The 14,248-nt window shown below is 63.1% G+C and carries 10 protein-coding genes; 4 read left to right on the top strand and 6 right to left on the bottom strand.

The window, feature by feature from the left end:
• Positions 1-41 precede the first annotated feature (41 nt).
• Complete coding sequence (locus RA302_RS00335; protein WP_003943546.1) at positions 42-332, bottom strand: putative quinol monooxygenase; 291 nt, start codon at positions 330-332, stop codon at positions 42-44.
• 71 nt (positions 333-403) lie between these two features.
• On the opposite strand from RA302_RS00335, the gene RA302_RS00330 reads away from it, so the two are divergent.
• A complete protein-coding gene (locus RA302_RS00330) occupies positions 404-1,306 on the top strand; it encodes an SDR family NAD(P)-dependent oxidoreductase (RefSeq protein ID WP_003943614.1) in 903 nt (300 codons plus the stop codon).
• A 1-nt stretch (position 1,307) separates the two neighbouring features.
• On the opposite strand, the gene RA302_RS00325 is transcribed toward RA302_RS00330, so the two are convergent.
• Both RA302_RS00325 and RA302_RS00320 read right to left on the bottom strand, forming a co-directional pair.
• Entirely contained in the window at positions 1,308-2,033 is a 726-nt protein-coding gene (locus RA302_RS00325; protein WP_030536677.1) for a hypothetical protein, read from the bottom strand.
• Positions 2,034-2,182: 149 nt separating this feature from the next.
• Positions 2,183-3,055, bottom strand: a complete 873-nt coding sequence (locus tag RA302_RS00320) for a hypothetical protein (RefSeq protein WP_003943530.1) — start codon at positions 3,053-3,055, stop codon at positions 2,183-2,185.
• A gap of 213 nt (positions 3,056-3,268) precedes the next feature.
• Here RA302_RS00320 and RA302_RS00315 point away from each other — a divergent pair, with 213 nt between their 5' ends.
• Positions 3,269-3,832, top strand: coding sequence for a DUF732 domain-containing protein (locus RA302_RS00315; RefSeq protein WP_030536678.1), 564 nt, complete (start codon positions 3,269-3,271; stop codon positions 3,830-3,832).
• Here the strand turns inward: RA302_RS00315 and RA302_RS00310 are convergent, their stop codons facing one another.
• From RA302_RS00310 to gltB, 3 genes are all read right to left on the bottom strand, one after another.
• Complete coding sequence (locus RA302_RS00310) at positions 3,833-4,729, bottom strand: cutinase family protein (protein ID WP_030536679.1); 897 nt, start codon at positions 4,727-4,729, stop codon at positions 3,833-3,835.
• Between the two features lie 184 nt (positions 4,730-4,913).
• Positions 4,914-6,365: a glutamate synthase subunit beta gene (locus tag RA302_RS00305; protein ID WP_030536680.1), complete on the bottom strand. Its 1,452-nt coding sequence runs from the start codon at positions 6,363-6,365 to the stop codon at positions 4,914-4,916.
• Positions 6,358-10,956: a glutamate synthase large subunit gene (gltB, locus tag RA302_RS00300; RefSeq protein ID WP_030536681.1), complete on the bottom strand. Its 4,599-nt coding sequence runs from the start codon at positions 10,954-10,956 to the stop codon at positions 6,358-6,360. The genes RA302_RS00305 and gltB overlap by 8 nt, the downstream gene beginning before the upstream one ends.
• Positions 10,957-11,512: 556 nt before the next feature.
• On the opposite strand from gltB, the gene RA302_RS00295 reads away from it, so the two are divergent.
• Both RA302_RS00295 and RA302_RS00290 read left to right on the top strand, forming a co-directional pair.
• Positions 11,513-12,952, top strand: a complete 1,440-nt coding sequence (locus tag RA302_RS00295; RefSeq protein WP_030536682.1) for an NAD(P)/FAD-dependent oxidoreductase — start codon at positions 11,513-11,515, stop codon at positions 12,950-12,952.
• An 827-nt stretch (positions 12,953-13,779) separates the two neighbouring features.
• Positions 13,780-14,241 carry a CPBP family intramembrane glutamic endopeptidase gene (locus RA302_RS00290; RefSeq protein WP_243617509.1) on the top strand — a complete coding sequence of 154 codons (462 nt, stop codon included), beginning with the start codon at positions 13,780-13,782 and terminating at the stop codon, positions 14,239-14,241.
• The last annotated feature ends 7 nt before the right edge of the window (positions 14,242-14,248 follow it).

The raw sequence follows: 14,248 nt of genomic DNA, 5'->3' as shown, positions 1-14,248 counted from the left end.
GCAGGTCAGACCCTTAGCGAAGGTCAGGAATTCATTCTGATTCAGGCGCCTTTCAACGGATGAATCGCCGGAGCGCCGTCGAGAAGTGGTCCGGCGGCGGCCAGCGCGGCCTGCAGATGCGGGGACTGCATGTGAGCGTCCAACTCCTCCTGCCCGCGCCAAGTTTCGATCGTGACGAACGTGCCGGGCGCAGCCGCTGACTCGAACAACTCGTACGACACACAGCCGTCCTCGGACCGACTCGCCTCCGCGAGAGTTGTCAGAGCCGATCGGACGTCGTCCTCGGAACCGGACTTGGCCGGGATGGTTGCAACTACACGAAGCTCGCTCATCGGATACCTTTCGCAGAGGGGAAGTCAGCTAGAGACACACGCCACAAACGTACACACGAAAAGGGCAACCAATGGGGCTACTGAAGGACGTCACCGGCTGGCGACGCGGAACGAAGTTGCAGCGTCGACTGCGCGATCTCACCGGCACGCTGGTGGTGATCACCGGTGCGGGCAGCGGCATCGGGCGTGAAACGGCCCTCGCCTTCGCCGCCCAGGGAGCTATCGTCGTGGTCTCCGACATCAATCTCGAAAGCGCGCAGGACACTGCGGCACTTGTAAACATCCCTTCGCAAGCCGGCGGCGCCGAAGCAGTGTTCGGTGGCGGTGCCCACGCCTATCAGGTGGACGTGTCCGACGAACAGGCCGTGATTCGGTTCGCGGAGACGGTCGCGGCACATCACGGCGTACCGGACATCGTCGTCAACAACGCCGGAATCGGGTTCTCCGGGACATTCGCCGACACCGAGCAGCGCCAGTTCGAGCGCGTCATGGACATCAACTTCTGGGGAGTTGTCTACGGCTGCCGGGCATTCACCCCGATGATGATCGACCGGGGAACAGGAGGGCACGTCGTCAACCTGTCCTCGGCCGCCGCGTACACACCACAGAAGGCCCTCACCGCGTATTCGACAAGCAAAGCAGCGGTATTCATGCTCTCGGATTGCCTACGGGCAGAGCTGCTTCCACACGGCATCGGCGTCAGCACCATCTGTCCCGGCCTCGTTCACACGAACATCCTCAAGACCACCGAGTTCGCCGGGACGACCGCCGAGGAGCAGCTCGAGAACCAGACCAAGGTCGACAACTTCTACCGCAAGCGGAACTTCACTCCTGATCGAGTGGCCAGTGCCATCGTGAAAGCGGTTCGCACGAACAAGGCCGTCGTACCCGTGACCGTCGAAGCCAAGCTCGGACGCACGATCAGCCGGTTGTCTCCCGGGTCGATGCGCGTCGGAGCTCGGTTCGAGATCTAGGTCAGCTTCCGAAACTCAGGCTGCCCGTGAAACCCTGCTGCACATCGGCTTCCGAGCGGGGAAGAACCTCGTAGGTGCTGGCGTACTGGCCACTGAAACCGGTGACGGTGATCGGGCGTCCGACGGCGACGGCATCGACGTCGATTCCCGTCTGGGTGTTGACGAAGATGACGGTGTTTCCCTCGGCGCCCGAGACCAGGATCTTGTGGCCGTACGGCAGATCGTCGACGACGGGTCCGCTCACGATTCCGGACACCGTCACGAGACGACCTTCGCTGCCCCCACCGATTGCATTGAGGGGCAGTCGCGCCGGGCTGATCTGGGTAGTCGTGCCGATTACCTCGACGGCAGTCGGGCGGACGACGAGCAGGCCTTCCTGATCCGCGAGGACTCCGGTGACCTGAACCTGATCGCCGAGAGCAATCCCGGAGTTGTTCGGATCGCTGATGTAGATGCCCGAATTGCCGCTCTGGAGACCAAAGCCCTTGTCGTAGAAGCTGGATTCGAACACTCCCGACGGCGTAGTCGCGGTTCCCACGACGGTGACCGTCGTTCCGATGGCCTGCGCACGGGCTGCCGCAATGGAGTCCGCGGACACCTCACCGGCGACTGCCGCCGGCTCCGCCGTTGCTGCAGTACCGACAAACATCGTGGCCGCGGCCGCAACTGCCAGTGCTGTCACACCCCGGCGCAGGACCGGACCGGCAAGAACGCTGTCTCGAAACATGTTTGAGGACTCCCCTGTGATTTCGTGGCCGCGCAGGTCCTCCTGATGGAGTCCGCCTTCGCCCACCCTGAGGCACAGGTTATTACAGGTCGGACGCCGCAGCGGTGGTGACATTCCGTCACCACCGCTGCTTCAAGGCATCCGAGTTTTCAGGAACCGGAGCTTCCGGACGAACCGCTCGAGCCACTGGAACCGCTGGATCCTGTTCCGCCACCGAGATCGTCGAGAGGATCGCTACCGGTGAGGCCGCCCGGGTACAGGTAGGCGTCGGAGATCGTGCTGAGCGAGGTTCCCGACGTGGCCGGTACCTTTGCTCGCCAGTTGACGATCGGGTTCAGCACTCCGAACGGTCCGCATCCACTGGCGGCGGGCAGCGCGAAGCCGGTGGCCTGGTTCCCGACCGGGCTCACCTTCAGTGCATTGTCCGGGAGCACCGTGTAGGTCGGTACCACCGACGGGTCAGGCGCGAGACGAAGATTCACCGGCGCAGCCGCGGAGCCCAGGTAGCAGTTGTCACCGAGGAACGCGTTGTTGATCTTCATCCGCACCGGGATGCTCAGATCCATGTCGGTGATGATGCCGTTGAGGGTCGGGGCAGCGGTCGCCTCCACCTCGGCGGTGACTGCGGCGAGGCCGAACAGATTGCCGAACGGCAGGTCGATTCCGAGGACTCCACCCGGAACGGTCAACGGCTTGGAGTAGACACCGTGGTGTCCGTCGTCGCGCGGGAGAAGAACGGTGGACTCACCTTCACCGGAGCCGGCCTCGGCGGCGATGATCATGTCGCCTTTTCCGATCGGGAGGTTGAAGCCGTTGTTGTCGAAGGTTCCGCTCTGAACCACAACCGACACACAGGATTCGGCAGTAGCCGGACACACTGCGGCACCGGGTATCGAATTGTCGACCGGATCCTGAGCCGAGGCCATCGGCGCCGCGAACGCGAGGACCGCACCTGCGGTACCTGCAATGACGGCCACGCGCGTGCCGAGACGTCTGTTGCCGTTCTTGTGAGATTTCTGCACTGATTTCTCCCTGCCGTTTATGTGATGGGGGACGAAACTCGCAGTCATTGCTTGTGTTTCGACCGCCGCCGACAAGGTCTTCGCGGTGTGCTCCTACTCACAAGTAACAACTGAACAGATGTATATCACAGGACTTCGACTTAAAAACAGGGCAAAAGGGAGTTTCCTTAAAACGGACAAAATAAGCGGTACGGTGTGTAACACTCACGGGTGATGAACACGAACAGACTGGTCCTCTGCGTCGCGGCAGCGGGCCTACTCCTCAGCGGCTGCAGCAGCCAGTCCGACAGCGACGCATCGGAATCCACTTCTGCGGCCACCAGCACGTCGGTTGCGGCGACGTCGAGTTCGACTGCCCCCAGTACGCTTTCCGAGCTGCCGACCAGCCCGCTCGCCGCAACAACTCCGGAAGCGGCGCCGAGCGTCGTCGAATCGACGCCCCCGCCGGTGTCGCTACCAGTAGCGCCACAGGTAGCGCCACCGGCAAACTCACCGATCGACGCCCGCTCACCGGAAGAGATCGTCGCGAACGCCGGCGAGAAGGGGCAGCGGTACATCGCCGCCCTTCGTCTGGCCGGGATCCCGCCCGCCGGAATGGATTCCGCAGAGATCCTCTACGCCGACGGCACCTGCAAGGCGCTCGCTGACGGTATGCCTCGGTCCGAAGTGCTGGCAGAGTTCAACTCCGTCGGCGAGGTGTACTCACAGATCACGCCGATGTCCTCGCAGCGCATTGCCGAGATCTACGTCGACACGGCGGAGCAGACGTACTGCTGATCAGGCCTTGCCGGCCAACCAGCCGTGCAGCCAGGATGTAGCCGAATTGCCTGCGCCGTCAACGACGTAACGCGTGTAGTCGGTGTGGACCTGCGAGCCGTAGAAGTCGACCAACTGATCGATGCGCCGCGAATTCGCGCCCGGATCGAGCTGGGCCATCAAAGCGGGGAGACCGCCTGCGGTGATCAGATCATTGACGATCACGGCGGCCTCGTCGCGCAGCGCGAGCGCACTGGCCGGAGTGGGATCGGACGCCTGAGCCATGAATCCGGCCAGACGCATCACGAAATCGTCCTTCGGCGTCGAGCAGTACAGGTCACCGACCGCGCACAGCGTCACCGTTTTGCCTGACAGCCAACCGAATCCACCGATGCGAGGGCCGCTGGCACCGTTACCGCCGACAGCGGGACCGATCAGGACGTCGGACTCGGAACGACGGGGATCGGACAGCAAGCCGACGCCCTCGACGCGAGTCGGGGGGACAACGCCGATGCCGGTTCCGATCTCGGCGGCGAGATCGCCTGCCGCGTCGGCACCCTGGCTGTATCCGACGATGGCGAAGCGAGTGTCACCGCACGAGGCGGCCATAGCGCCGATCATGCCGCGGGCATTGTCGACAGCCTGCTGCTTCGACTTGGCGTAGACGTTGGACTCCCACGGGAAGGCCGTCGCCGAGTAGGTGACGTAATCGGTGCGTACGGAGCCCGGAAGCCCGTTGGTCACCGGGGCGAGCATGCCGGCGCCGGGCCTGGTGCCCGAGGGCTCCCACGTTCCCGGGATGGCCACGACGTACAGGCTGGGGCAGGAATCAGCCGACGCCACGGGAGCACTGACAACCGGTACCACTACTGCCGCAGCAAGTGCCGACAACACCGCAACGAGACGCCTCGCACGCATGAAACTCCCCTGATTCAACTGAAGCAACCCATACACCACTATCGATGCTCAGGAATCATACTGTCTGGGCGTTGTGTCTGTCCGATGCACGATCGATGAAGGTTTGTTGCAGATCGCGCGAATTGCTGGCAGAAACAAAGCCGCACCCCACCGAATGCGGTGGGGTGCGGCTTAGTAAGAGCCTCTAGCGCTGCGGAGCCGCTGTCGGGTGGATCGGTGACGGAAGGGCCGTGACACCCTCGAGGTAGGTGTCCACAGCGGCTGCTGCGGAACGTCCCTCGGCGATGGCCCAGACGATCAGGGACTGACCGCGGCCCATGTCGCCGGCCACGAACACGCCGTCGACGTTGGTGTTCCACTTCGACGTGCGGGCGACGTTGCCACGCTCGTTCAAGTCGACACCGAGATCGGTGAGCAGACCCGGCTTCTCGGGACCGACGAAGCCCATGGCCAGGAGCACGAGATCGGCTTCGAGCTCGAAGTCCGAGCCCTCGACCTTCTCGAAGCGACCCGACTTCATCTCGACCTCGTGAGCCTTGAGACCGGTGACCTTGCCGTTTTCACCGACGAAGTTCTCGGTGTTGACGGAGAACAGACGCTCGCCGCCCTCCTCGTGAGCCGAAGCCACGCGGAACATGAGCGGGTACGTCGGCCATGGAGTCTGCTCGGCGCGAGTCTCCGGCGGACGCGGCATGATCTCGAACTGGTGGACGCTGGCCGCACCCTGACGGTGCGAGGTGCCGAGGCAGTCCGCTCCGGTGTCGCCGCCACCGATGATGACAACCTTCTTGCCCTCAGCGGTGATGGTGGGAGCGTCGAGGTCACCCAACTGCACGCGGTTGGCGATCGGCAAGAATTCCATCGCCTGGTGGATGCCGTCCAGTTCGCGGCCCGGGATCGGAAGATCGCGAGCTGCCGTGGCGCCGCCGGCCAGAACCACTGCGTCGAACTGCTCACGCAGCTCGTCCGCGGTGATGTCCACGCCGACATTGACGTTGGTCTTGAAGACGGTGCCTTCGGCTTCCATCTGCTCGAGACGGCGGTCGATGTGCCGCTTCTCCATCTTGAACTCGGGGATGCCGTAGCGCAGCAGGCCGCCGATGCGGTCTGCCCGCTCGAAGACCGTCACTGCGTGACCGGCGCGGGTCAGCTGCTGCGCTGCAGCCAGACCGGCCGGACCACTGCCGACAACCGCAACCTTCTTGTTGGTGGAGTGCGCGGCGCGAACCGGCTTGACCCACCCTTCGTCGAAGGCCTTGTCGATGATCTCGACCTCGACCTGCTTGATGGTGACCGGATCCTGGTTGATGCCCAGGACACAGGACGCCTCACAGGGTGCGGGGCACAGTCGACCGGTGAACTCCGGGAAGTTGTTGGTCGCGTGCAGACGCTCGATGGCGTCGTGCCAGTGGTCCTTGTAGACCAGGTCGTTCCACTCGGGAATCAAGTTTCCGAGAGGGCAACCGTTGTGGCAGAAAGGAATTCCGCAGTCCATGCAACGGCTGGCCTGGGTCTTGAGGGTTTCCTTCGGGAACTCCTCGTAGACCTCTTTCCAGTCGAGCAGGCGCAACGGCACCGGCCGGCGAACCGGAAGTTCGCGCGACGTGTGCTTCAGGAAGCCGCTTGGATCACCCACGAGCTGCCTCCATAACTGCCTCGTCCACGTTCTTGCCATCCTTCTCTGCGGCCGCGATGGCCAAAAGAACCTTCTTGTAGTCGCGGGGCATCACCTTTGCGAAGTGACCCACCTGCTGCGACCAGTCAGCGAGGATGCGCGTTGCAACCTCGGAGCCGGTTTCGTCGCGATGACGTTCGATGGCGCCCTTCAACCAGGTGAAGTCGTCGCCCGAAAGATCCTCGAGGTCCACCAGTTCGGTGTTGAGGTTCTTCTCGAATGCCTTGTCGGGGTTGTAGATGTACGCGACGCCACCGGACATGCCGGCGCCGAAGTTACGTCCGGTGGCTCCGAGGATGACCACCTTTCCACCCGTCATGTACTCGCAACCATGATCGCCCACACCCTCGACGACGGCAGTGGCGCCGGAGTTACGGACTGCGAAGCGTTCGCCGACGACACCGCGAAGCAGAGCCTCGCCGCTGGTGGCGCCGAACAGGATGACGTTGCCACCGATGATGTTGTCCTCGGCGACAAAGCCTTCCGCTGCATCGAGCGGCGGGCGTACGACGATGCGTCCACCCGAAAGGCCCTTGCCGACGAAGTCGTTGGCGTCGCCGTGCAGGCGCAGGGTCATACCGCTGGGCACGAAAGCACCGAAGCTGTTACCGGCGGAACCGGTGAACGTGATGTCGATGGTGCCCTCGGGCAAGCCCTCTCCACCGAACGCCTTGGTGACCTCGTGGCCGAGCATGGTGCCGACCGTGCGGTTGACGTTGGTGATCGCGGACTCGAAGGAGACCGCCTCACCCTTGTCGAGTGCGTTGCGGGCCGAGACGATCAACTGCTGATCGAGTGCCTTGTCGAGACCGTGATCCTGCGTACCGGTGCAGTGGACGTCCTGGTCCATGAACGCGGACTCGACCTGGGTGAGGATCGGCGACAGATCGAGATTGCCTGCCTTGCTTCCCTTCCAGTGATCGAGAGCGCGCGTGGTGTCCAGCATGTCGACCTGGCCGACGGCTTCGAGCAGCGTGCGGAATCCGAGTTCCGCGAGAAGCTCGCGAACCTCTTCGGCGATGAACATGAAGAAGTTCTCGACGAATTCCGGCCTGCCGCTGAAACGCTGACGCAGCAACGGGTTCTGCGTCGCGACACCGACGGGGCAGGTGTCGAGGTGGCAGACGCGCATCATGATGCAGCCCGAGACCACCAGCGGTGCGGTGGCGAAACCGAACTCCTCGCCGCCGAGCAGGGCAGCGACGACGACGTCGCGACCCGTCTTGAGCTGGCCGTCGACCTGCACGACGATGCGGTCACGGAGACCGTTGAGCAGCAACGTCTGCTGGGTCTCGGCGAGGCCGAGTTCCCACGGTGCGCCCGCGTGCTTGACGGAGGTCAGCGGGGTGGCACCGGTGCCACCGTCGTGACCGGAGATCAGAACGACGTCGGCATGTGCCTTGGAGACACCGGCCGCGACCGTTCCGACGCCGACCTCGGAGACCAGCTTCACGTGGATGCGGGCCTGCGGGTTGGCGTTCTTCAGGTCGTGGATCAGCTGAGCGAGATCCTCGATCGAGTAGATGTCGTGGTGCGGCGGCGGCGAAATCAGGCCGACGCCAGGCGTGGAGTGCCGAACCTCGGCCACCCACGGGTACACCTTGTGAGCCGGAAGCTGGCCGCCCTCACCGGGCTTGGCTCCCTGCGCCATCTTGATCTGGATGTCGGTGCAGTTGCTCAGGTAGTGCGAGGTGACGCCGAAGCGTCCCGACGCGACCTGCTTGATGGCACTGCGACGCAGATCGCCGTTCTCGTCCGGCGTGAAGCGCGACGGATGTTCGCCGCCCTCACCGGAATTGGAGCGGGCGCCCAGACGGTTCATCGCGATGGCGAGAGTCTCGTGAGCCTCGGCGGAGATGGAGCCGTAGCTCATCGCACCCGTCGAGAAACGCTTGACGATCTCGCTGGCCGGCTCGACCTCGTCGATCGAGATCGACGGCCGCTTGCCGATGTTGAAGTCGAACAGACCACGCAGAGCGGCAAGGCGCTCCGACTGGTCGTTGACCATGGTCGTGTACTCCTTGAACACCTCGTACTGACCTGTGCGAGTTGCGTGCTGGAGCTTGAAGACCGTGTCCGGGTTGAACAGGTGGTACTCGCCTTCACGACGCCACTGGTACTCGCCGCCGACCTCGAGCTCGCGGTGAGCGCGCTCTTCGGGGCGATCGAGGTATGCGACGGCGTGACGTGCCTGGACGTCGGCTGCGATCTGGTCGAGGCCGATGCCACCGAGCTGCGACTGCAGACCGGTGAAGTACTCGTCCGTCAGCTCCTGTGAGAGGCCGATGACCTGGAACAGCTGCGCACCGGTGTACGACGCGAGCGTCGAGATGCCCATCTTGGACATCACCTTCAGGACACCCTTGCCGGCTGCCTTGATGTAGTTCGCGATGCCCTTCTCGAGGGTCAGACCCTCGAGTTCGCCGTTCTGCAGGAACTCGTCGATGGTCTCGAAAGCCATGTACGGGTTGACCGCTGCGGCACCGAAGCCGATGAGGAGCGCCATGTGGTGCACCTCGCGGGCGTCGCCGGCCTCGACGATGAGACCGACCTTGGTGCGCGACTTCTCACGAACCAGGTGGTGGTGCACTGCCGAGGTGAGGAGCAGCGACGGGATCGGCGCGTAATCCTCGGTGGACTCACGGTCCGAGAGCACGATGATGCGTGCGCCACCCTCGATTGCCTGCGAGACCTGGTACTTGATGCCCTCGAGCGCACGACGGATACCGTCGCCGCCTTCCTTGACGGGGTACAGGCCGCGGATCACGACGCTGCGGAAGCCCGGGAATTCGCCGTCGTCGTTGACGTGAACGAGCTTCGACAGGTCGTCGTTGTGCAGGATCGGCTGCGGGAGCGCAATCTGCTTGCAGGAGTCCGCATTCGGGTGCAGCAGGTCGCCCTCGGGGCCGATGGTCGCGCCGAGGCTGGTGACAACCTCTTCACGGATCGCGTCGAGAGGCGGGTTGGTGACCTGAGCGAATAGCTGCGAGAAGTAGTCGAACAGCATCCGGGGGCGTGACGAGAGCACGGCGATCGGAGTGTCGGTACCCATCGAGCCCAGTGCCTCGGCACCGGAGAGAGCCATCGGCTTGACCAGCAGGTTGACCTCTTCGTTGGTGAAACCGAAGAGCTGCTGACGCAGCACGACGCGCTCGTGCGACATGTACGTGTACGGACGGTCCGGCAGGTCGTCCATGTGGATCAGACCTTCGTCGATCCACTGCTGGTACGGGTGCTCGGCAGCGAGTTCGTTCTTCAGTTCCTCGTCGCTGATGACCCGGCCCTGCGCGGTGTCCACGAGGAACATGCGGCCGGGCTGGAGGCGGACCTTGCGGACAACCGTGGACGGATCGATCGGCAGGACGCCGACCTCCGACGCCATGACGACGAGGCCGTCTTCGGTGATCCACAGACGCGACGGACGCAGACCGTTGCGGTCCAGCACGGCGCCGATGACGGTGCCGTCGGTGAAGCACACCGACGCCGGTCCGTCCCAAGGCTCCATGAGTGCCGAGTGGTACTCGTAGAACGCCCGACGAGCGGGGTCCATGCTCTCGTGCTTCTCCCAGGCTTCCGGGATCATCATGAGAACTGCGTGCGGCAGGCTGCGGCCGGCGAGGTGCAGCATCTCGAGCACCTCGTCGAAACGAGCGGTGTCACTGGCGCCCTGGGTGCAGATCGGGAAGATCTTGTCCAGGTTCTCGCGGCCACCGAAGACGTCACTGTCAATCAGGGACTCGCGAGCGCGCATCCAGTTCTCGTTGCCGGTGACGGTGTTGATCTCACCGTTGTGAGCGACCCGGCGGAACGGGTGCGCCAGCGGCCACGACGGGAACGTGTTGGTGGAGAAGCGCGAGTGGACCAGGCCCAGTGCGCTCTCGACACGATCGTCCTGCAGGTCGAGGTAGAAACCCTTGAGCTGCGGGGTGGTGAGCATGCCCTTGTAGACGAACGTCTGGCCGGACAGGCTGGGGAAGTACACGGTCTCGCTACCCGGGCCACCCTTGCCGGCGCCTTCGGAGCCGAGCTCGTGCTCGGTGCGCTTACGCACCACGTATGCACGACGCTCGAGATCCATGCCGGTGTACTTGTCACCCTCGGAGCCGATGAAGATCTGACGGAACGTCGGCATCGCGTCGCGCGCCAGTGCGCCCAGCGATGAGTCGTCGGTTCCGACCTCGCGCCAGCCGAGAACCTTCAGGCCCTCTTCGACGACGATCTTCTCGACTGCAGCAGCAGCCTCGTGTGCATCGGCGTCGCCCTGCGGGAGGAATGCGATACCGGTTGCGTACGCGCCTTCGGCGGGCAGCGCGAAGTCCACGACAGCTCGGAAGAACTTGTCGGGAACCTGCAGCAGAATGCCCGCACCGTCACCCGTGTTGGGTTCTGATCCGGCAGCGCCGCGATGCTCGAGGTTGACCAGAGCGGTGATCGCCTTTTCGACGATGTCCCTGCTGCGGCGACCATGCATGTCGACAACAAATGCGACTCCACAGGAGTCGTGCTCATTGGACGGGTGATAGAGGCCCTGGGGGCCTGGAAGTTGCTTCATACCCAGCCTTCGTATGCCATAAAGATGCACCGACGACCAGCAGCGCTGATGGCCATCAACTTGCAATGCAAGTCCTTCAAAGCACCGACACGACGATGTGTTCGGTACCACCGAAGTAGCCGCCCTGCGCAGACGCGATGGTGTGCGTTCTGCCACCCGGCGACGTGAGTCTTCGGTCGGTTGAAACTTTTGTGAGTCAACCGTGTAACGAAAACGATAATTCAGAACCCCGGCACGGGCGCAACTAAGGTAGCCCTATAATTGCTCTGAACTGCGGCGATGCAGGGAGCCAGAAGGCCCCTCGACAGATTTCGGAGCTGCGTCTGTGCAGAGAAGTTCCGATTCACAGGATACCGAATCCGCAGGAAACAGGCGCGATGGGCGATGAATGCAACAACTGGCCGCAGCGATAAAAATCAGCTGCGGCCAGTGCGCCTCGAACTGTAACAAAAGTTGATCGATCAACCAAGGTCTAGGCCTGAATTGTTTGCTCGCAGAATGCCATCGCTGTAATTTCCGTAGGCTCACCCTTGAGAAGACGGGTGGCGAAGAGCAAATGACAACAGCAGTAGTGGTAGGCAGTGGTCCCAACGGTCTCGCGGCGGCGATCGAACTCGCCCGCGCCGGAATCGACGTCCATGTCATCGAGGGTGCGGACAAGATCGGCGGTGGCACCCGCAGTAGCGAATACATAGTCGACGGGCTCGTCCACGACGATTGCTCCGCCTTCCATCCCACGGCCTTGGCTTCTCCCTACTTCAAGGAACTCGACCGCGAATTCGGGCTCGCCAAACATGGCCTGACGTGGCTGTGGCCCGAGATCGATCTGGTCCATCCACTCGACGACGGCACCGCCGGGGTTCTGTGGCGTGACATCAACCGGACCGCTGAAGGACTGGGTGTCGACGGTAAGAGGTGGCTCGACGTCTTCGGATACCTCTCCGAGAACTTCGACGAGTTGGTGCAGGACGTCTTCAAGCCGATCGTGCACGTTCCGAAGCACCCGCTGATGCTCGCGCGTTTCGGGACGGGTGCTCTGCTTCCCGCGACGGGTTTCGCTCGGATGTTCAAGACCCCACAGGCGCGGGCACTGTTCGGTGGCGTCGCGGCGCACATGTTCGGGACGCTGACCCTTCCTCTCTCCAGTGCTGTCGGCTCGATGCTCACCGCGGCCGCTCATGCACACGGTTGGCCTGTCGCGCAAGGTGGTTCGGGCTCAATTGCAGCCGCCCTCGCGTCGATCCTGCGCAGCCTCGGTGGCACCATCGAAACCGGGAACTGGGTCACCAACTACTCCCAGATCGCCGGTTACGACATCGTCATGCTCGACATCGCACCCGACGCTGCCGGTCGTCTGCTCGACGGCCGGCAGCCTGATCGCATTGCCCGGGCCTACCGCAAATTCCGCTACGGCACCGCCGCCTACAAAGTCGACTACGCCGTTCGTGGTGACTCCGACGGAAGCGTCGTGCCGTGGACGAATCCGCATGCCCGCAAGGCCGGCACCCTGCATCTGTCCGGGACGATTTCGGAGACTGCTGCTGTCGAACGCCAGACCGTGCGGGGTCAGATGCCGGACAAGCCCTTCATTCTGTTGGGCCAGCAGTTCTTGGCCGACCCCTCCCGTTCCGTCGGAGACATCCATCCCGTGTGGGCGTATGCGCATGTGCCGCATGGCTATCCGGGCGACGCGACCGATGTAGTCACGCGTCAGATCGAGCGCTTTGCGCCGGGGTTCCGGGACCGGATCGTGGGCGTCCATGTGCGCAATGTGCCGCAGATGCAGGCGTACAACCCCAACTACGTGGGCGGCGACATCTCCGCGGGTGCGAACACTGCGCGGCAGATCATCGCGCGCCCCCGGTTCGGGCTCGACCCCTATGCCACTGGGGTTGAGGGCGTCTACCTCTGCTCGTCCGCGACGCCCCCGGGCGGCGGCGTCCACGGGATGGGTGGGTTCAATGCCGCGCGGGCGGCGCTGAAGGCGCGGGGTTGAGGCGTCCCCGATGGGGACGACATTTCGGACAAACGTCTTCTGAATGGTCACCTAACCCAGTCAGCCAACATGGACGAAACAATGATGTACGGCGCCAAGTAGCGACGACAGAGCGACATCCAGAGCCTGGACTCGGGATCCACCAAAATCAGCATTGGGCCTATCAAAGGTCTCGAATCCTAGCTCGCGTGAACTCCTCCCAGATGGTCGAATTCAGTCACCACTTAACGACATGTCACGATTGCTTCCAGTAGATTGCTGAAATTTGTACCAGGGGGGCCGGTGGAAGCACATCCGCGCAGACTGAAGACAGTGTTCCGCAGCGATGTGCGGCCAAACTGTGGCGCGTAGACGCTCCTTCCAAGAAGGGGCTGGCGCGACGATCGGCGACGAAGCGGAGTACGCTGAGCAAGGCCGCGCCGGCTACGAAGCCACCGACATCAGAACTGAGTGCATAGCGCAGAGCTGGTGACGCAGCAGAACGCGATCACGCGTTTGGTTCGGTGGAGGAAACTCGCGCCCCGTCAGACGCTGGTCCTGAGATTCGTAGTAGTGGCCTTCGTTGTTTCGGGCGTTACCTCGACCGCTTATGCGGTGGGCAATTCGACAGCAGAGTTAATAGCGACATCGATCATTTCGTGGACTCTGTCGATCTTTTTCGCGTGCATCGACCGATATATGAGGCATCAGACGCCGAGGATTGATTGTGCGGAGTTCACCCGAATTGGTCGATGGATGTGGGCGGCCCTGCGGCGCTCGTTGATGTGGCGGGGTTTCGTGACCCCGCGTCCGGAGTCCGGGAAGTCGGCCGTTTATCGAATAGCAGTGTGGGTGCTTTTCGTTCCCGCAGTGCTCGGTGTGGGGCTGTGTACCTGTTCCTCAAATTCGGGATCGCTGTTGGCGCACGGTGGCCGGTCACAGACGCAGATGAGATCGCGAACAATCAGGAACGCTTCGATCACACCGTCAGAGGCGGCTTGTGCACGGCACTGATTACAGCGTTCTTTACCGCTGCGCTGCCTGAGGAGGTGTTGTATCGATCCGTTGTGCTGGCCGCGCAACGGCGCAAATCGGGCACTTGGATTTCTGTTTCCGTAGTCGCAGTGTTGGCCTTGGCGGTATTCGCTTGGGTTCACATCGGGTTCGGAACAGGCAACGTCGTCTCCGGTTTAGTTGTCGGCGCACTGTGTACGGCGATCGCGCTGTACACGCGCTCGCTGTGGCCGGCAATCGTTGTACATGGGGTGTATAACGCAGTCATCATGGTCAGTTGGGCTCTTTCCGTCTGACGTGGAC

Origin of the sequence: Rhodococcus sp. DN22, assembly GCF_036669995.1 — a bacterium.
GTDB classification, from domain to species: Bacteria; Actinomycetota; Actinomycetes; order Mycobacteriales; family Mycobacteriaceae; genus Rhodococcus_F; species Rhodococcus_F erythropolis.
The sequence above is the reverse complement of the archived record's forward strand: the minus strand, read 5'-3'. Positions and strand labels throughout refer to the sequence as shown.

Excerpts from the sequence above, each read along its gene's own strand:
- RA302_RS00295 (WP_030536682.1), top strand. The coding sequence starts at position 11,513 with ATGACAACAGCAGTAGTGGTAGGCAGTGGTCCCAACGGTCTCGCGGCG.
- RA302_RS00330 (WP_003943614.1), top strand. The coding sequence starts at position 404 with ATGGGGCTACTGAAGGACGTCACCGGCTGGCGACGCGGAACGAAGTTG.
- RA302_RS00310 (WP_030536679.1), bottom strand. The coding sequence starts at position 4,729 with ATGCGTGCGAGGCGTCTCGTTGCGGTGTTGTCGGCACTTGCTGCGGCA.
- RA302_RS00325 (WP_030536677.1), bottom strand. The coding sequence starts at position 2,033 with ATGTTTCGAGACAGCGTTCTTGCCGGTCCGGTCCTGCGCCGGGGTGTG.
- RA302_RS00335 (WP_003943546.1), bottom strand. The coding sequence starts at position 332 with ATGAGCGAGCTTCGTGTAGTTGCAACCATCCCGGCCAAGTCCGGTTCC.
- gltB (WP_030536681.1), bottom strand. The coding sequence starts at position 10,956 with ATGAAGCAACTTCCAGGCCCCCAGGGCCTCTATCACCCGTCCAATGAG.
- RA302_RS00315 (WP_030536678.1), top strand. The coding sequence starts at position 3,269 with ATGAACACGAACAGACTGGTCCTCTGCGTCGCGGCAGCGGGCCTACTC.